This is a genomic window from Barnesiella viscericola DSM 18177 (assembly GCF_000512915.1).
In the GTDB taxonomy this organism is placed as follows: domain Bacteria; phylum Bacteroidota; class Bacteroidia; order Bacteroidales; family Barnesiellaceae; genus Barnesiella; species Barnesiella viscericola.
In genome coordinates, this window is the sequence record NZ_CP007034.1 from 1,772,426 (window position 1) to 1,791,301 (window position 18,876).

15 protein-coding genes and 2 tRNA genes are annotated in these 18,876 nt (G+C 54.7%); 5 read left to right on the forward strand and 12 right to left on the reverse strand.

The window, feature by feature from the left end:
• The first annotated feature begins 45 nt into the window (after positions 1–45).
• The 4 genes from BARVI_RS07130 to BARVI_RS07145 all read left to right on the forward strand — a co-directional run bounded on the left by BARVI_RS07130 (position 46) and on the right by BARVI_RS07145 (position 2,260).
• Positions 46–122, forward strand: a tRNA-Asn gene (locus tag BARVI_RS07130).
• Between the two features lie 19 nt (positions 123–141).
• A tRNA-Asn gene (locus BARVI_RS07135) sits at positions 142–215 on the forward strand.
• Positions 216–393: 178 nt separating this feature from the next.
• Positions 394–1,320 (forward strand): magnesium transporter CorA family protein, encoded by a 927-nt coding sequence (locus tag BARVI_RS07140; RefSeq protein ID WP_025278569.1) that lies wholly within the window; start codon positions 394–396, stop codon positions 1,318–1,320.
• 106 nt (positions 1,321–1,426) lie between these two features.
• A complete protein-coding gene (locus BARVI_RS07145) occupies positions 1,427–2,260 on the forward strand; it encodes an HAD family hydrolase (protein WP_025278570.1) in 834 nt (277 codons plus the stop codon).
• 99 nt (positions 2,261–2,359) lie between these two features.
• On the opposite strand, the gene BARVI_RS07150 is transcribed toward BARVI_RS07145, so the two are convergent.
• Both BARVI_RS07150 and BARVI_RS13370 read right to left on the reverse strand, forming a co-directional pair.
• Complete coding sequence (locus BARVI_RS07150) at positions 2,360–3,343, reverse strand: DMT family transporter (RefSeq protein WP_025278571.1); 984 nt, start codon at positions 3,341–3,343, stop codon at positions 2,360–2,362.
• A 52-nt stretch (positions 3,344–3,395) separates the two neighbouring features.
• A complete protein-coding gene (locus BARVI_RS13370) occupies positions 3,396–3,536 on the reverse strand; it encodes a hypothetical protein (protein WP_157232561.1) in 141 nt (46 codons plus the stop codon).
• Between BARVI_RS13370 and BARVI_RS07155 the strand changes: the two genes are divergently transcribed.
• Complete coding sequence (locus BARVI_RS07155; RefSeq protein ID WP_025278572.1) at positions 3,535–4,392, forward strand: alpha/beta hydrolase; 858 nt, start codon at positions 3,535–3,537, stop codon at positions 4,390–4,392. The two genes, BARVI_RS13370 and BARVI_RS07155, sit on opposite strands and share 2 nt — an antisense overlap.
• 126 nt (positions 4,393–4,518) lie before the next feature.
• Here BARVI_RS07155 and BARVI_RS07160 read toward each other — a convergent pair whose 3' ends face one another.
• The 10 genes from BARVI_RS07160 to BARVI_RS07205 all read right to left on the reverse strand — a co-directional run bounded on the left by BARVI_RS07160 (position 4,519) and on the right by BARVI_RS07205 (position 18,872).
• A complete protein-coding gene (locus tag BARVI_RS07160; protein ID WP_025278573.1) occupies positions 4,519–6,693 on the reverse strand; it encodes an alpha-N-acetylglucosaminidase in 2,175 nt (724 codons plus the stop codon).
• A gap of 10 nt (positions 6,694–6,703) precedes the next feature.
• The gene (locus tag BARVI_RS07165; RefSeq protein ID WP_025278574.1) at positions 6,704–7,798 is read right to left on the reverse strand and encodes an acyltransferase family protein; all 1,095 of its coding nucleotides are present in this window, start codon (positions 7,796–7,798) and stop codon (positions 6,704–6,706) included.
• Positions 7,789–9,042, reverse strand: coding sequence for a GntP family permease (locus tag BARVI_RS07170; protein WP_025278575.1), 1,254 nt, complete (start codon positions 9,040–9,042; stop codon positions 7,789–7,791). Before BARVI_RS07170 ends, BARVI_RS07165 begins: the two co-directional genes overlap by 10 nt.
• A complete protein-coding gene (locus BARVI_RS07175; RefSeq protein ID WP_025278576.1) occupies positions 9,035–10,180 on the reverse strand; it encodes a glycerate kinase family protein in 1,146 nt (381 codons plus the stop codon). Before BARVI_RS07175 ends, BARVI_RS07170 begins: the two co-directional genes overlap by 8 nt.
• A 37-nt stretch (positions 10,181–10,217) precedes the next feature.
• On the reverse strand, positions 10,218–12,386 hold the full coding sequence (locus BARVI_RS07180; protein ID WP_025278577.1) for an alpha-N-acetylglucosaminidase: 2,169 nt from the start codon (positions 12,384–12,386) through the stop codon (positions 10,218–10,220).
• Positions 12,387–12,527: 141 nt separating this feature from the next.
• Positions 12,528–14,111 carry a right-handed parallel beta-helix repeat-containing protein gene (locus BARVI_RS07185; RefSeq protein WP_157232562.1) on the reverse strand — a complete coding sequence of 528 codons (1,584 nt, stop codon included), beginning with the start codon at positions 14,109–14,111 and terminating at the stop codon, positions 12,528–12,530.
• Between the two features lie 12 nt (positions 14,112–14,123).
• Positions 14,124–15,149 carry an endonuclease/exonuclease/phosphatase family protein gene (locus BARVI_RS07190; RefSeq protein WP_025278579.1) on the reverse strand — a complete coding sequence of 342 codons (1,026 nt, stop codon included), beginning with the start codon at positions 15,147–15,149 and terminating at the stop codon, positions 14,124–14,126.
• Positions 15,150–15,180: 31 nt separating this feature from the next.
• Positions 15,181–17,190: a beta-L-arabinofuranosidase domain-containing protein gene (locus BARVI_RS07195; protein WP_025278580.1), complete on the reverse strand. Its 2,010-nt coding sequence runs from the start codon at positions 17,188–17,190 to the stop codon at positions 15,181–15,183.
• A gap of 34 nt (positions 17,191–17,224) precedes the next feature.
• Positions 17,225–18,004 carry an endonuclease/exonuclease/phosphatase family protein gene (locus BARVI_RS07200; RefSeq protein WP_025278581.1) on the reverse strand — a complete coding sequence of 260 codons (780 nt, stop codon included), beginning with the start codon at positions 18,002–18,004 and terminating at the stop codon, positions 17,225–17,227.
• Positions 18,005–18,017: 13 nt separating this feature from the next.
• On the reverse strand, positions 18,018–18,872 hold the full coding sequence (locus BARVI_RS07205; protein WP_025278582.1) for an endonuclease/exonuclease/phosphatase family protein: 855 nt from the start codon (positions 18,870–18,872) through the stop codon (positions 18,018–18,020).
• Between the last annotated feature and the right edge of the window lie 4 nt (positions 18,873–18,876).

An 18,876-nucleotide genomic window follows, 5' to 3' on the forward strand; every position in this document is an offset into this window, starting at 1 on the left:
AAATAACCCATTACTTTTGCATCGCATTTTTAAGAGATGCTATCTTCTTCAGTAGCTCAGTCGGTTAGAGCATCTGACTGTTAATCAGAGGGTCGTTGGTTCAAGTCCAACCTGAAGAGCCAGACATTTTGATACTTTTATTCTTCAGTAGCTCAGTCGGTTAGAGCATCTGACTGTTAATCAGAGGGTCGTTGGTTCAAGTCCAACCTGAAGAGCTTCGAGGAGTTCGTTCACCAGACGAACTCTTTTTATTCTCCCTAAATTCATCTGATTATGGACGATTCAAACCCGCGAACGTGCAGTAGTATTCACACCTCCCTCGGGAGCAAGTAAGGTTTGAAGGTCAAATGTTGCAGGCTCCGGCAGGGATACAAAAAAGAAAGGAGCAACGCAATGAGAAAATATCTCTTTTGTGAAGCAGGTTTCGTAGAGAAACCTCACTGGATTCCCAACTGCTGGGTAAACGTAGAGTGCCCGACCCAAGACGATTTCGATTTCCTGGAAAAAGATTTGAAAGTGCCGGAAGCATTCCTGCACGACATTGCCGATACCGACGAACGGCCGCGTATCGACACCGAAGGCAACTGGCTGCTGACCATCTTGCGTATTCCCGTCGTCGAGAAGAACAGCAATATCTCCTACACCACCGTGCCTATCGGTATCATCACCAACAACGAAATCACCGTGTCGGTGTGCTACCGCTCGACCGACATGATTCCCGACTTCATCGAACACACCCGCCGCAAGGAGATTGTGGTTCCCAACAAATACGAGTTTATCCTACGGCTCATCTACTCCTCGGCCGTGTGGTACCTCAAATACCTGAAACAGATTTACAACGAGGTGAGTTCGGCCGAAAAGGAGCTGCAACGGAGCATTCGCAACGAAGACCTGCTGCGACTGATGAACCTGCAAAAATGCCTCGTCTACTTCAACACCTCGATTCGGGGCAACGAGATGATGATCAGCAAACTGCCCAAGATATTCCACGAGAAGGATTACCAGAATCCCGAACTGCTCGACGACGTGATGATCGAATTGCGGCAGGCCCACAACATGGTGAACATTTACAGCGACATTCTCACCGGAACGATGGACGCCTTTGCCTCCATCATCTCCAACAACGTAAACACCATCATGAAACGCATGACCAGCCTCTCGATCGTACTGATGGTGCCCACGCTCATCGCCAGCTTCTACGGCATGAACGTCGACATTCACATCGAGCAGATTCCGCATGCCTTCTCGCTGATAGTCTTCTTCTCGATTCTGTTGTCGGCCCTGGCCTTTATCATATTCCGAAAAATCAAGTGGTTCTAAGGGGAGGAGTACCGTCGCCGACAGGGAGCGAAACGGGCAGACCGGTTTCACCTCCTTCCCGACCTCTCATTCTGCCCGAATTTCCACACCTGTTATCACCCCGCCGATGAAAACCCAAACGCTCTACATCTCCGACCTGGACGGGACCCTGCTCAACAGCGACTCCGTCGTTTCGCCCCATTCCATCGAAAAAATCAACGCTCTCCTCCACCGGGGCATGCACTTCACGGTAGCCACGGCACGCACCCCGGCCACCGTCATTCCACTCTTGCAACAACTCGACCTCAACATGCCGGCCGTGCTCATGAACGGGGCTGTGCTCTACGACATACGCCGCAGGCGCTATATCCGCACCAACGGGTTTACCGACGACTCGGCCCTGCGGTATATCGAACGGCTCGAAAAACGCCATCTGGTACCCTTTGTCTACCGCATCGACGACAACAAGCTGCACGTCTTCCACAAGACGCTGTCCAACGAGATGCAGCGCACCTTCAAGAGCCAACGCGAAAATACCCCCTATAAAGATTTTATCCTCACGACTGATTACCGGGAAGAGCTGCTCGACCGCCCTCCCCTCTTTATCCTGGTCATCGACCTGTTCGACCGGCTCGAAACGGCTGCGGCCGAGATTGCCCGAACCGGCAAATGCAGCCTGTTCTGCTACCGCGACATTGTCGACCCCCGCTACGGCAACCTCGAAATCTACCCACAGGGGGTCTCCAAGGCAGCCACCGCACAACAGATTATCGACTCGCTCAACCCTTGGGAGGTAGTGGCTTTCGGCGACAACCTCAACGACCTGCCCCTCTTCGGCATCGCCGACCGGCGATATGCTCCGGCCAATGCCATGGACGAGGTGAAGCAACAGGCTACGGCCATTATTCCCGACAACAACCACGACGGGGTAGCCCGGTTCCTCGACCAGGATTATCGCTAATCTTCCGGAGAAAATACAAATAAAATACAGATATATTACAGATAAAAAATAGCCGTAAGTAATTATTACTTACGGCTCTACTATTTTCCTAATTCACTATTACCGATTCGTATCTTTGGCAGCCTCATTACCCGCTGCGGCACTCCCTTCGCGGACCGCTTTGAGAGCCATCTCGGCTTCGAGTTGAGCCCTCGACTTACTGGTCGTCACCACATAGACACCCAGGAATACCAGCAGAATGGCAAAGCCTTTCACTAAATCGAAGCTATCCATGCCCCACCATACGGCCAGCAACGAAGCGACGATAGGCTGAATGTAGTTGTACATGCTCACTACCGTGGGGCGCAACCGTTTCTGACCGACCGAGACCAGCATATACGACAGGAAGGTGGCACCGAATATCACGAAGAAGAGGTCGAGATAAACCGTGGCATCGAGCGTAGCAAACGGAATGCTCATGATGCCTGAACTACCGAAAGGCAGGCAGCAAACCGTTGCAAACAGAAACATCCACTTCATGAGCGTTACCGGTTTGTAGCGGTTGATCAGGTCCTTGAATGCCACATAGTAGATGGCGAAACTTATCTCGGCAATCAGACAGAACAGGTCGCCCATGACCCGTCCGCCCGACAAGCCTCCCGTCATACCTTCGGCCCCGTCCAGAATCAGCATCAACGCCCCCGAAAGACCCATGAAGACACCGATTATCTTCTTGCCCGTCATCGGCTCCTTCTGGATAAAGGCGGCCAATATCATGGTAATGATAGGCGTGAGCGAGGCGACTACCGAGGCATCGATAGGAGTCGTGTAGGAGAGCCCCACCACAAAAAATCCCTGGTTGAGCGTGATGCCGAACAGGGAAGCCGCAAACAGTAAAAGCAAATCGCGCCGGGTTACCTTCTCACGAGGCATAAACAGCGAGGCAATCCAAAAGAAGACGGCAGCCCCTATCATACGCATGTTGGTTAACGAAAAAGCCGATATGACACCGGTAAAAAAGATTGATTTAGAAATAGGCGACATGATTCCCCACAGGAAATTTGCCGTAAACATGGCCGAGTGGCCCTTTAACTTCTCTTTCATTTCCCATTAATTTGGGCGCAAAATTACAAATTGTTTCGTCAGGAAATTCGTTTCACCCCACATATTTTTCATCGAAACCCGCTGCCTTTGAAATAATCCGTTTATCTTTGTCGAAAGCTAATCCCGGCACAGGAAGCACAGCGGTGTACCCCGACGGGAACATATTCATCACACTTAAAAAAACAACTGCCATGAAAATCTGTCGATTTGCCTCCCTGCTACTCATTTCGTGTGCGCTCGGGGCTCCAATCCAAGCTCAGAACAACCAACCCCTCGACATCGCCTTGTGGGAAAACGGTCCGGCCGAAAAGAACGACGACACCGGACAGTCCTACGACGAGAGCCGTCACATCTATCAACCCTCGATACGGGTCTTCCTGCCCAAGGAGCAACGTACCGGACGCGCCATCATCTTGTGTCCCGGTGGCGGATATGCCATGCTGGCCTACGACCACGAAGGATATGCCTATGCCGACTATTTCAAGCATCAGGGCATCGCTCTCATCGTCTTGAAATACCGCATGCCGCACGGTAACCACCGGGTACCCCTGTCGGACGTATGCGAAGCCATGCGCGTGGTCAAGGCTCATGCCGGTGAATGGGGCATCAGTCCCGACGACATCGGCATCATGGGCTTCTCGGCGGGCGGTCATCTGGCCTCGACCTTTGCCACCCACTACCCCACCGAACTGAAACCGGCCTTCCAGATACTCTTCTACCCCGTTATCTCGATGGATTCGGCCATCACCCACCAAGGCTCTCGCGAGAACCTCATCGGCAAAGAGCCCGACCACCAACTGATCGACTATTACTCCAACGAAAAGCAGGTGAACAACGAGACACCCCGCGCCTTCATTGCCCTGTCGGACAACGACTATGGGGTACCCGTCGAAAACAGTATCCGCTACTACATGGCGCTGCACCAACACCGGGTACCGGCCTCGCTGCACATCTACCCCACCGGCGGACACGGCTGGGGCTACAACGAATCGTTCCGCTTCAAACAGGCCGTTCACGCCGAACTGGCCGACTGGCTGCGGTCGTTCTGAACGTTGGGGAAACACCCCTCCCCTTGTGAAAAAGGGAAAAACAATACCGATACAAACCGTTTGATAAATAAAGAGGCGATGGCTGCTACCGCAGTCACCGCCTCTTTCCCTTTTCTACAATCTATCTTAATGCCCTATTTTCTTCTCGTATTTTTTCAGCAGCTCCCGCGAGGTATCGAGTAACGTACCGTGGCGCTCGATTATCACAGGATCCGTACTCTCCACCCACGCCTGTTCAAAGGCGGCGAGTTTTTGATTCAACGCCTGGCTGTCAAGTTCGGCACCCTGCTCGGCCGCAGCGATTACCGCATCGAAATAGATTTCCCAGCGACCGGCATAGTACGATTTCACCAATCCGGCCCATGTGCGGCTTGCATAGTCGTTCAAGTTGCCGCCCCAGGTGGTAATGAGGTTGCGGGCGTTCTTCTCGTAATAATTTTTCAAGGCATCGGTCGTGCCCATGTTGCGAGCCTCATCAATCCACGTATCGAGCGAAGCGTGGCTATGGAAAGCGTTCAAGGCCTCCAAATCGACCAGAATCTCACGCATCTCGGCAGCCTTGGCCTGCAAGGCCGGGACATTCCGCTCGCCGTACAAGCGGTCAAACTCCTGCTTTACCATCAGGAAATAGTTTCCCAAGAGCTGCCGCCCCACCATCACGAGGTCGATATTGTAGGCATCTCGCTGGCAGGCCGGCACATCGAGCAAGAGTTTCCAGACCTGCAACAAGATGGTATTGTCATATTCGTTACTGGTGCGCTTGTCGTGATTGTTGCCCAGCTGCGGGCGGAAGCCCGGCAAAATGCCCAACGTGCGGGGCACCTGTACGAAAATATCGTCGTACAAGAGGTGCCAGGCTTTACGTGCCGGAGCCGAGACAGCCCCCACGTGACGGTCGGCCAACCGGTCGATCCACTCCTGCTCGTCCACCGCTATGTTCCAAGCCTTCTCAAAGATATACTCATAGGGGAACTGGTCGATGTCCAGCCCTTCCAACGTAGAGCCTATCCCCGCCAGGTTGTCACCCCCGCTCTTCAAAGCCTCGTCGAGACGACGGCCACTCTCCCTTACATTGCCGGTGAGGGTCGTATTCCCGCCGAAATTGCCCAGATAGCACCAGATATAGGGCTGCCCGTGAAACTTGTCGGTACTCTTCCACAACTCCACATTCTCACAGTGATAGTCGAGCAGCATCATCTTGTCCTGCGGTACCCCGGTCAGCAATGCCTTGATGCGCGGAGCCGTCCACAAATCGCGGTCGTGATAGAACATCCAGGTCATTTGCAACCACACGGCCTCGGGGTCGGCAGCAGTCAGCGTCTTGTACATGTCGGCCGATACCTGAGCCAGATACTTCGGATCCCAACTGGGCGGATCCACCTCATTGAAGGGGTCCACGCCATAGATGTGGTCGGTACCGAACAACTTTTCCTGCTCTTGGAGGAAACTCTTCTGAATCTCGGCAAACAACGGCTCCTCAGGATTCAAGAAGTGGCAACGGTAGGTATCGGAAAATCCGGCCCACTTGCCCAAATACTGGATATTGGCCTCGGGATAGATGCGCTTCAAGGCAGCCGGCACATGACCGGCAAAGGCCGGCAACACGGGAGTCATGTTCAACTCGCGCTCCCGGGCCAGAATCTTCTGCTGCAACTCGGTCTGCGACTCCAACCACTCCATGGGCAGAGGTCCATTCCACCCGTCGATATTGGCCATGCGGTGCCAGGGCAGGTAGACAGGCCCGGTAAAATAGGAGCGTATCTCCTCATCGGTCAGCCCCATCTTGCGCCACACCTTGTACCATACCGATTCCTGTCCGGTGATGGCCAAGGGCATGTTCACGCCGTTCAAGGCCATCCAGTCAATCATGCGCTCCCAGTCGCGCCATTGCCAGAAAGGCATGGAATAGCCGTAGGTACAGTAGTTCAGGAAGAAACGGGTATCGACCTTGGCCTCTACGGTGACTGGCTTGTCGACAGCAGGCAGAACCTGCGGCATCTCGACCGGAATATCGGCATACCACGACACGGTCGTGAGGCAATAGTATTTCAAGTAGTAGTTAAGTCCGGCTGCCATCGAATTGGCGTTATTTCCGCGGACAACGATTTTCCCGTCCCGACTTTCGAGCGTATAATAATCCCCGGCCTTGGCCGAAGCCTTCTCAAATACGAATCCATCGGCATAATCGGGAATCAAGCGACGGGTAAGCCGTTCGGCCGCCTTCACATCGCTATCTTGCGAAAAGCAGAAGGCCGTTCCCAAAAACCAAAAGGACAACGCAATAATAAACAGTTTCTTCATCTTCTTATTCTTACAATTTGATATAGATATGCTTTTTATACAAGAACCAGGCGACAAGCCAGTTGAGCAGAAGGAATGCCAGCGCATAGGCCAGACTCCCGCCGTAATTCCCGAAGAGGGGTTGCCACAGGCTGTCGAACGAGAGCGTGGTCCAATGCCACTTGCGGAACGCCTCCCCGACGATTTCGCTGAATATGTAGATGGACAAGGGATTCACCCCCACCACGACAAAGGGAAGCGTCCACCGGCTCTTTTTCAACTCATCGATAAAATAGACGAGCATAGCCAAGATGAGCGAGGTAGCCCCGCAAGTCACCAACACGAAGCTCGACGTCCACAACCGCTTGTTCAACGGCGCGCCATAGCTCCACAGATAACCGAGTATGAGCATCACCGTGCCCCAAACGGCCAGTTTCACAATCTGCGTGCGAATCTCCTTTTCCCCGACGATAATGCGGCCGCACAGGAAACCGATCATCACCTGAGCCACCGCGGGGATTGTACTCAGCACCCCTTCGGGGTCGACAAACTGAGCGCCACCCAAATACATGTGCGACGGACCCAGCACGGCAAAATCGACAATCGACACCACATTCTCGGCACACTTTTCAAAGCCGTTGCCAAAGAGTTGAAGCAAATAGTACCCCACCAGCAACACGACGATTATCGCCGGGAAGAACCGATGCCGCACCGTGACCGACAGAAGTGCAACGATGCCGTAGCAGATACCCAGTCGCTGCAAGACGCCCATGATGCGCAGATTCTCGAGCGTATTGCATTCGCCCGTCGCAATCCAGGCCAAGACCCATTTGAGGGCTATGCCCGACAGGATTATCAGGAAAGTGCGCCGCAGAATGCGTCCGATCGAAACCCGCCAGTCAAACCCGCTCTTATTAAGCGACAGAAAAATCGACACTCCCATGATGAACAGGAAGGCCGGGAAAACGAGGTCGGCAGGCGTAAAGCCGTCCCACCGCGCATGTTTCAACGGGGCGTAGGCATACCCGCAAGCCCCGGCGTTGTTGACGAGAATCATGCCATAAATGGTAATTCCCCGCAACACATCGAGCGAAACCAGTCTTTTCGTAGTTTTTTTCAACGACATATCCAATACATTAACGTGGAACACAAGGTTAATACAGCCCCGATGAGGCTTTCATAAGGAATCAATTTCATCCGCTCCTTGAAGGAGAGCTCACACACCCCGCCCGTGGCGTGGAAGAAAGAGCCGTGGGGCAGATGGTCGAGCACGGTAGAGCCGGCATTGACCATGGCCGCACCCCATACCGACGAAACGCCTACCGCCAGAATCGTGTCGGCAAATGAGGCCGACGCCAGCGTGGCTCCCGCCGTCGTGGAGGCCGTAGCGGCCGACATCAAGATACCCGAGACGGGGGCTATCAACTCTTTCCCGACACTGATGTGGTCGAGCAGCACCAATATGTGGTCTTTGAGGGTAGAATCCTGAATGACCCCGGCAATCGTACCCGTACCGATGAGCAGCACGGCGATTACCGACATCTTCTGCAACCCGAATTCGATACTGGGCAGGGCGTTTTTCCATTGCTTCATGCAGAGGAGTCCGCACAGACCGCCCACTGGTAAAGCAATCAACGGGTCGACGGTAATTCCGCACAACGGTCGCAAGGCCAGCAGGAGAATGGTCACGACGGGGGCAACCAGACTGCTCCACAACGGGGGTAACGTCCGGTCATCGGCCACGGTCTCGCAGTCGGAATGGACTCGACGTTCGGGTACCGGGAAGAAGCGGGCTATGACAAAGACGGTAAAGAGCAACCCGATGAGGGCCGGGACGACATTGGCAAACATGACCGACGACAGATCGGCCCCGAAATTCTCGGCCGCGATAATTGTGTTGGGGTTGGGCGAGATAATGTTGCCGCACTTTCCGCCCCCAATCATCACCAGCAGCAACTGCGGAGTGGGGACTCCCAGCCGGCGACCTATCGAGAGGGCTACCGGGGCTACCGTAATGACCGCCACATCGATAAACACCCCTACCGCACACAAGAGCATCGTGGCGAAGGCCAGTGCCAGATAGACGCGCTTCTCGCCCCAGAACCGAATGATGGCATTCGAGATGGTCATGGCGGCACCGGTCTTGATCAACACCCCCGACAGCACCCCGGCTGTCAAGATGCGCAACACGGCCGAAGAGACTCCTTTCACCCCCTCGGTCATCGAGGCTACCACCTCTTCCAGCGAGAGGCCTCCGGCCAAGCCGCCGATCAAAGCACCCAGAATGAGGCTATATGCAGGCGATACCTTTTTGATAATCAATCCTATCGCCACCAACAGACCCAACAATGCACCTACCGTACTATCCATGGTTTACGATTTGAAGGGTCCGCATTATCTGTGAAACGACCTGCCGGATATTCTGCAAGGCAAACGCACGGTCCATCGCCTGCTGCAACGAGACCGGCGCCGGCTGTATGGAAAAGACACCGGCAAAGCCCATCTGATTCAATACCTCGCAATCCTCTACGCAACCGCCCAGAGCGATGACCGGGACCTGCTCGCGCTTCGCATGGCGCAGAACACCTCCCAAGGCTTTCCCCATACCCGTCTGCCGGTCCAGTTTACCTTCGCCGGTCAGAATCAAGTCGGCACCCCGTATAATCTCGTCGAAGCGGAGCATCTCCAACACAATGTCGATGCCCGAGTGCAACTCGGCCCGAAGGAAGGGCAGCATGCCTCCACCCAATCCGCCGGCAGCCCCAGCACCCGGAATGGTCGAAATATCGATGTGCTTCGACGACTCTATCACGCGGGCATAATGGACCATGCCCTTCTCCAACAAGGCCACGTCGTCGGGCGAAGCGCCCTTTTGAGGGGCATAAATCGCAGCTGCACCGCGAGGGCCGTAGAAGGGATTGTTCACATCGCAGGCAATCGTAAAGGTAGTCTCGCTCAAGGCTTCGTTGGCCCCACTTTCGTCGATGCGGGCTATGCGCTCCAAGTTCTTTCCCGCCGGGAAGAGCTCCTCGCCCTGGTCATCGAGAAACCGATAGCCCAGTGCGGCCAACAGTCCCGTACCCGCATCGTTGGTGGCGCTGCCGCCAATCCCCATGACGATGCGACGACACCCGCGGCTCAACGCATCGGCAATCATCTCGCCGGTACCCCAGGTGGTCGTGAGCAGGGGATTCCGCTTTTCGGGCGGTACCAGCGGCAATCCACTGGCCGCCGCCATCTCCATCACGGCAGTCGTACCGTCGGCCGTGATGCCATAGGTAGCCTCTATCGGGCACATGAGCGGGTCGTGAACCCGGCACGACACCCGCTCGACGGGCAGGCTGGCACAAATCGCCTCGGCCGTACCTTCGCCGCCATCGGCCACCGGTACCGTCACCACCTCGCACCCGGCCAGGCAATCGGTAATCCCCTGTCGGGCAGCGGCGGCTATCTCTTGCGAACTTGCACAACCCTTGAATGAATCAAATGCTAAAATTATCCTTTTCATGGTCTCTTTCTTCTTTCCTCCAAATGTAGCGAAAATATTACTCCTCTTTACACCGGACCACCCATTCGATGGCGCTCTGCAACGGGTCGTCAAAAGCGGTAGAGGTATTGTGCCACGGAGTCTTTATCCAGTTCTCCTCCCAGCGATCCAGGTCGGCCCGCTGTTCCGAGAAATACAATTTCATGCGGGGAATATAGTAATCCTTTATCAGTCCGCTCCAAAAACGGGCGGCATAATCTTCCTGAAATCCGCCCCAAGTGGTAATGAGCCGCTTGGCGTTGGCCTCATAGGCGTCTTTCTCCCGGTCGGTCTCACCCCATTCGCGAGCCCGGTCAACCCACTCGTCCAGTCGGTAGAGCGGGTGCGAAGCCAGCAGTTTGTCGACGGTCAAAAGAATCTCGACCGAGCGGTTCAACTGTTGCGCAGCCTCCACCTGGTTTCCCAACGAGTCGGCATGCAACGCCTGCCGGTAATGGTCGTCGGCCTTGACGGCCAGATAGTAGGAGGCATATTCGAGGGCATCGTTTACATAGAGCGGCGACGATTTCAAGCTGTCGGCACACGACAGGAACTGCTCCACCCCTTGCAGGAAGTTCTCATTCATATCGTGCCTGCTCATCCGGCGGGTATCGGGCACAACCGTCTGCCAGGTAAACCGGGGATAGGAATAGAGCGAACTGTAAACCGATTCCCGGAACCGGTGCCAAGCGCTGTCCATGGCTGCCGGACAACTCCCGTAACGAGCCCGGCAATAATCGGGCAACCAGGTATCCAGATCAATCGAATCGGCAGTCCAGCCCATATCGGCGAGCAGTTCATAGACCACCTCGTTGTTTTCAAGACCCTCGGGAGCCGACCCGAATCCAATCAGGTTCCCGGCTTTCCCGCTGTGCAGGGCTTCGGCCGACGAGGTAGCATACATCTGCAAATCGCCGGTCATCGGGGTCTTTCCCCCGAAGTTGGGCACATAGCTGAAAATCCACTTCTTCCCATAAAAGCCGTCGTGATTCTTCCATGTCTGCTCGGTACCCCAAACCCACTTGGGATAATCGTTCCCCAGGTCTATGATAATCATCTTGTCGTCGGGAACCCGGCTCAACAGAGCCTGCAAACTGGAACGGTCCCAAAAGTCGTGCTGATACCCGAAGGTCCAGCCCTGTGTCACCCACACGGCATCGGGGTTACCGGCCGCAATCGAGCGATATATCGATTCGCCGTACTGGGCCAACAGCCGGTGCTTCCCGGCTTCGTCACCCTCGGCGACAGGCAATCTCATCTCATTGAAACTATCCGACAGATAGTAGGTGTTCTTGCCGAACTCCTTTTCCCACTCCTCGACAAACATCTTTCCTATCTCGTTGAAATAAGGCGTATCGGGAGGTAATACATAGGCATTGTACTTTTCATCAAATCCACCCCACTCCAAGTGCTTGAACGCAATCTCGGGGTGTTGCTCGGCAAAAGCCATCGGGACAAACCCGGCAAACGCGGGAGCTACGGGCTCCATGCCTAACTCGCGCATGCGTTTCAATATCTTGTGTTGCAGTTTTATCTGGGCCTCCTGCCACCCCTCCGACAGCGGTCCGTCCCAGCTGTTGAGGTTACCCATGCGATGCCAGGGCAGATGGGCCGGCCCGGTGAAAAAGGTTCGTATATCCTCTTCCTTCAACCCCATCTTCAACCACACGCGTTCGGCTATCGCCTCGCTGGCCACGGTAGCCAACGGCATGTTCACGCCCCGCAGCGCCATCCAGTCAATCTCCTTCTCCCAGCGGTCCCAATCCCAATAGGGAGCGGTGTATCCAAACGTACACACGTTCAGAAAATAACGGAACTGATAGGGGGTGGTCTGTCGCTTCAAGGCATAGTCGGGCCAAACGGCCGGCAAGGTCATGTGCTCCCCACTCCACGTCTTCATCGACTGGCAAGCCTCACGCAGGTAGGTGTGGAAGGCATAACAGAGGGCAACCGTGCTGCTGCCTCTCAGGGTGAGAACTCCTTGCCGAGCCTCGATCTCGAAGGTCTCTTTTCCGTTTTCGGGGGCGATAACCTCCAACTTTATCTCTGAGGCCCGCTCGCCGATTTGTCGCTCGAGCAGCTCAAAAGCGGGCTGTATCACCGCATTCGATTGGCCCGACGAGCTACACCCGCACAGGCATAAAATCAGGAAAAGAAGGTAAAAACAAGGAGATGTGAAGCGTTTCATGGAATGACTATTTTTTGAAATTAAACGAACGGGAAAGTCACAAAAAATCGTGTTGCGAATCGCTTACGCCTCGTGAGCAGATAAGCAACTCACAACACGACAATTCATGAATTTACCACAAAAAACAACCTATTTTTCTAATTATCTAACAATCAGTTTTTGGGTCAAGTGATCTACGACAATCAGGTAGATGCCTTGGGCTACGGGCAATTCGAGGGCTGCACCGTCGGCGATAACCCCTTCGTAAACCAGACTACCGGTCAGGTTGTAAACCCGGGCTTCGGCCTCACCGTCCAAACCGGCGGCATAGACTACCCGACCGTCGTTCCAGATGCGGAGTTCATTGCCAACCACGGCACTCTCGATACCACTTATCTCGGCGGCATATTCAACGGCACCTACTGCGGGAGCCTCGGGACGCGGATTGCCCAGCTGGTCGGTCGTGGGGATTTCAATCCCTTCGTAACTCTTCAAACCCTTGCCGATAACAACACTGTTCTCGGCAATCATGGCTACGTGCAAGTCGCCCATCAAGGTGGCTGTCATGTGCGAATATTCGGGATCGTTCTCGTCCCACGGGTTCTGTTCGGTAGCAGCGAAAACGGCATCGCTCGAAAAATCGATCAGTGCATTGTCGTCGGCTGCATCGAGAACCTGATAGAATTTATCGTTGGCAGCGGCAAAATAGTTGTTTTTGCAAACCGGGAATACCGTTTGAGGTTGTGCCACATCGCCGGCCTTGTCGCCTTCGAGGTAGAAAGCCTTCACGTCGTTCAACGGGTTTGTATACCAGGGATCGTAGTAGTTCTCGGCAAAGAGGTTGTTGATCAATACGGGTTTCATCGGTTCGGCCGTAGCACGAGCCCATACGTTGATGGCACCGCCGTCGTCGCTGTTGGTGATGTTGTTGAGGTTACCCACGAAGGTACAGTTGACTACTACCGGTTCAAAAGAACCCGTAGTTTCGGCCGTCTGCATGTAAAGGGCGCCGCCCCGGTTGCCGCAGGTATTGTTGGCAAAGGTAGAGTTGGCAATATACACGCTGGGAACCACTCCTTTTTTGAGGACGTTCACACCAACGGCACCACCCGATACGGCTTCGTTATACTCAAACGTACAGTTGGTAATGCGCAACGCAGGTGCCATGGTCGACTCGGCAGTGTAGAAGCAGAGGGCGCCGCCACCGTAACTACCCATACCCTTGTTGTTGTAGAACCAGCATTGGTCGAAGGTGGCGTTACAGTTGTTGATACGGGCTACGCCACCGTTGTTTCCACTCTCGTTCTTGGGGTCGCGATTATCGCGGAAGACGCATTTCGTAGCCGAGAAGGAGCAGTCGCCCGACATCTTGATGGCAATGGCGCTGAACCCTTTGACCACGAGATTTTCCATCGATACATTCGAGCCTCCCGACAGGTTCAGGAAGTAGTTGGAACCACCCACAATAGTCACGGGTTTGCCGTTTTTCTTGTTGAGACCGTCGATTTTGACATTCTTCTTGTCCAAATCGATTCCCTTGCAATCTTCCGTATTGTATTCCAGCGTTTCGCCATCGAAATTAAACTCGACCGTCGTTTCCGTTTCGCCGGAAATGGCCGACATAACTTGCAGCAGAGAACCCTCTGTGGCTGCGTTCATTTCGGCAGTAGTCACCTGTACGGTCTCTGCCAACAGTGTGCCTGAGCAAAGTGCCAATAGGCACAACAATGATGTACTCTTTTTCATAATTTTAAAAATTTAATGGTTAAGAATGTATTTGAAAGTGCTATTTTGATAGCCGTTTTTCACTTGTACGAGATAGAGCCCGTTGCGGCACGAGGCTGGGAAACAGACCTCGTCTCCGTTGTCGACCCGTTGCGAGCCGACCAACGTGCCGTCCAACGCATAGAGATCGACTGTCGACTCGGCTTGAAGAGAGGTCAGCGAGAATCCTCCGGAGGTTCTTAGCAGCTGCATCTCGCGGGTTGCGGTCGCATGGTCTACTCCACTCCCCTCGACCGGATCGATTACCACATAGACCGGCAGGTGGTCCGACACGTCGGAGAGGGTAAGCCCGTCGACCGAGGTGACTACCCCCGTCTCGGCTACCTCATACTCCTGTCCCAGTTCGCTGCAATAGGAGATAATCATGTCGATGCACGACGTAGGTCCGTCGGCCGGGAAGGTGTAGGCCGAGGTGTTGTTCAGTATCGAGAAGCCGTTGTTCTTGAAGGTGACCATGGCCCGATAGGTGGGCTGGGCATTGAAATCGCCGGCGATGAAGACCGTCTTGTCGCTCTTCCGGGCAAAATTGATGACCCAGGCCGTCGCGGTATCCCGGTCGTCGGCATTGAGCGAATAGTGGGTACTGATGAAATAGAAATCCTCAAACTCGGCAATGAGAAATCCGCGGGCCTCCTTGTCTTTCGAGGTATCCGACGGGTCGAACGACTGGGTCTGCACCGACAGGGGTTCGGTCTTCGACAGCAGCCCTACTCCATAATAGGAGCCGACCAGCGCAAAGAACGACGAGTGCATGCCAGTAGCCTCGGCCAGTTCTCTCAGATAGTTGTGCTTGATACCTATGAAAGTGCGGTTATCCACCTCCTGCAAAGCCACGATATCGGGCGTTTGGGCATTGATGACGGCAGCGATATCTTCCAACCGCGAATCGGTCATACTGTGCCCCTTGATGTTGTAGGTGAGCAACTTCACCGGTTCGGCCGCAACCAGGCTTCCTACCACGGCCACCCACAAAACGATTATGGTAAATACTCTTTTCATGAATCTTATCTTTTGGTTATTGTCATTTGGTTTATTCGGCCGCCTGTACCTCGGGCGGAACTTCGCCCACACGCCCAAAGGGGAACATGGCAATCCTCAACGTGGTGCAGCCGTACGGTTCGAGCCGGAGCAGCTGCGGAGTGGCGTTGTTCAAAGCAAATATCATGATGCCTCTGGCCGGTAGACCCGGTGTGACGGGGGCAAAGATTTCGCTTCCCGACGAGTGTGCTATCTTGCGGTATTCGAGTTGCCAACCGGCCAGCTCGTAACCCGGGAAGACTACGGTAAGCGGCGACGGCGACAGGGTCCACGGATTCTCGTCCGCACCGATGTTCCGCTCGATGAGCTTATATCCCTTGTCCTGTTCGTCGGCAACGCCCAGAGCAAAGTTCCATTTCGAGGCCGGAGTCATCGTGTAGCCCTTGTAGCTGAACGACTGTATGGCGGGGGTGAGCACATCGGTCTGTACCGTATGGCTCTCGACCGGCAGCGCCATCAACAGCGGTCCGCACGTGACCACCATGGCTTCGTGGTCCCACCGCTGCAACCGCACCTGCTTCGGGAAGAGCAACTCGATGCGGTCGCCCGTCTTCCAGAGTCGGTGAATATCGAAATATCCGTCATGCGCGGCACGCGTAACCTTCTGGTTGTTGACATACACCTCGGCCCGGTCGCACCAGCCGGGGATTCGCAAGTGGAGCGACATCTCGGCCTCTCCCTCGACCACCGAGAGGAGAACCTTGTCACCAAACGGATAGGCCGACTCTTCACGCACGGTTATCGACCCCTCGCGCGAGGTCAGCGTTGCTTCGCCCGGACCATAGAGCATCTTGTAATACTCGCCCTCGCCGTGCATCCACTGTGCCCCGGCATAGATGGGCAACAGGCGGTTCAGATTGCCCGTGCAGCACGACGGCCGATGTACCTGCCGATAGGCAAAACGGCTGTTGTCATAGGCTCCCGTGTGGTTGGAATACTCGGTACACACCACTTGATTGGGAGCCGAGTAGTATTGATGGGCATCGAAATTCTTGGTGATACCGCCCAGACCGGCGTTGAACAGGGCACACTCGATGCGGTCGGCAAACTGTGTGTCGCCGGTGGCCCGCAACATGTAGGAGCAGGTCCACATGTAATCGACCACGTTGCACATCTCGTGCACGCTCCGGGCCGTCCGCCCCGAGAGACCCTCTTCTCCGCTGGCCACCCCGTCGGGGAGCATGTGATAGCGGTCGAGCTTGGCAAAGGCCGCCCGGGCCAGATCGAGGTATCTGCGGTCGCCGGTGAGGTCGTAGAAGAGAACCGGCAGTTTGAGGAACTCGTGGAAGGTCACGGCGTGAATCTCGGTGCGCTCATCGGCGGCAAACCGTTCCATCGCCTGCCTCAATGTATACTCGCCGAAGCAAGGCTCGTCGAGCATCGAGAGCGCCTTTGTCTTGAAGAAGTCATCGCCGGTCTCCCGATAGAGCCAGTCGAGCACCTCGATGTTGCAGAGGCTGCGGGCCGTATATCGCACCGTATCGTTGCGGAAGTGGCGTTCGAGTGCCTCGACGACCGCCTGGTTGCGTGTCACCTCATACTCGGCCATCATCGCTCTGAAAAAGACCGCCTGTACCCAGCGGCTCATCTCCTTCGACACGACGCGGGGCCCCAGCAATCCGTCGTCGCCGGCCCGGTCGATGGTACCGTAAACGGCCCGGCGAGCCTTGTCGAGCAAGGGGGCCGAATCGAGCAGATAGCCCAGACGTATCATACCGTCGTAATAATAGGCCGTCTGTTCATAAGGAACCCAAAACTCCTCGGTAACTCCGTTTTTCACCCGCAGGAAGGGCTGTGCCCCCCACCCCCCTTGTGTAAAGGGGAAGGCGGTCTTGTCGAGAATCCCGGTAAAGTTCCGCTCCTGAGCCTGCATCAGGTCGGCCAGCCAACCTTGCGGAGTGAGGCGATCGAGAGGTTCGGTCGACAACATTCGGCCGGCTTCCGCCGACAGAGGCAGCAGGGAGATGATGAAACACCATATGGCTAATCGGGTTGTTCTCATATACGCTTTTCCAACGGGTAACAAGGAGTTGTTTTTATTTCACGAAAATCAAGTCGGAGACGATGGGCAGGTGGTCGGACAGCTGCGAATGCACGGTTTGTGTCTTGACAAGCGTCCACCCCTTCATGGGCCGGGCAAAGAGATAGTCGATTTTGATAATGGGGTTCCAGGCCGGGAAGGTAAAGTCGTTGTTCGTAGCCGGGAACCAGCTCTTCGACATGATATTGACAATGGCATTGGAGTAGTGACGGGCATTGAAATCACCGCCGATAATCACCGGATAGGGGGCATTTTCAAAGCGGTCGCAGATGAATTGGGCCTGCATGTTGCGCAGGCTCTCGCTGTTCACCTCCAAGTGGGTAGTCACGAAGGTAAGGGTATCGTCGCCCATCTCAATCAGAGCTTCGAGCAAGGCCCGTTGTTCCTTTTTCTCGGGATTGGGCAGCAGCACCTTTTCGGTCTTGATGTAGGGATATTTCGACAGCATGCCTATACCGTAGTATCCGCCACCATACTCGATGGTCTTGCCATAGAGGCCGAACATACCGGTGCGGTAGGCCAGTTCGCCGATGAAATCTTTTCCTTTCTGATGCGGAGCCCGCTTGCGGTCGGTGTGGACATCGACCTCTTCCAGAGCCACGAAATCGGGCTTGAACGATTTGATGTGATAGGCGAGATCTTCGAGCGACGACAGTTCGCCGAAGCGCAGATTATAGGTCATTACTCTCACCCGCAGGGTGTCTTGCTGAGCCGAAACAACCCCGCAAGAGAGGGCTATGAAAAGCAGAATTACTAATTTACGAAATGTGTTCATACGATAATTGTGATTAGGGTTTTATTTCCAAAACCGAGATAATGGGCAGGTGATCCGAAGCATTCACACCGGTAATGACCGTGTGAGAAACGACCCGAAACCTGTCGTTGGGATAATAGGTGATATAGTCTAACTCCCGATTGGGATTGTTCGACGGAATGGTAAATTTCGTCGGATCGGTGTTCGTGCGGGTAAACCCGGCAGCATCGAGAATGGCAATCGTCGAGTTGGAAGGTGTAGCGTTGAAGTCACCGCCCAGGACAACGGGCCGCTTGATCGGCTCGAAGATATTTTCGAGAGCATAAGTGATTTGCAAGTCGCGCTCGCTCTGTATCGTAGAGAGGTGTGTCACGGCAAATGTAATGTCGGTACCGCCGATGTTGATGATGGCCGTGCCCACGGCGTTGTCGCTGGTCATGACCTGCCCCTCGATTTCATCGGGAAAAAGGTAGGTCTTGGTCTCCTTAAACGGTTTCTTCGAGAGCATGGCCAGGCCATATTCGCCGCTGCGATAATCCATAATCCGGAAGAAATGGTAATAGGGATACTTGGCCCGCGCGGCTATCTCCTTGGCCTGGTCTACCCCCAGGCTGCGGGTCGTGCAGCTGTCGATCTCTTGAAGCAGAACAACGTCGGGCATCTTCGACTTGATGACATTGGCTATGCCGTCGACATCGGGAACGGTCTCTTCGCCGCTCACCCCATAATAAGGAGCGCAATGCCGGGTGTTATACGACATCACCGTCACCCGCTCGTTACCCACCGTTACACCGGTCCCCCCGGGAACAGCGGGTTCGCCGCTGTTCTCCTTGGAGCAACTCGGTAACAGGAGTAGTAAATAAAACAATATGAATAAACTACGATACATTATG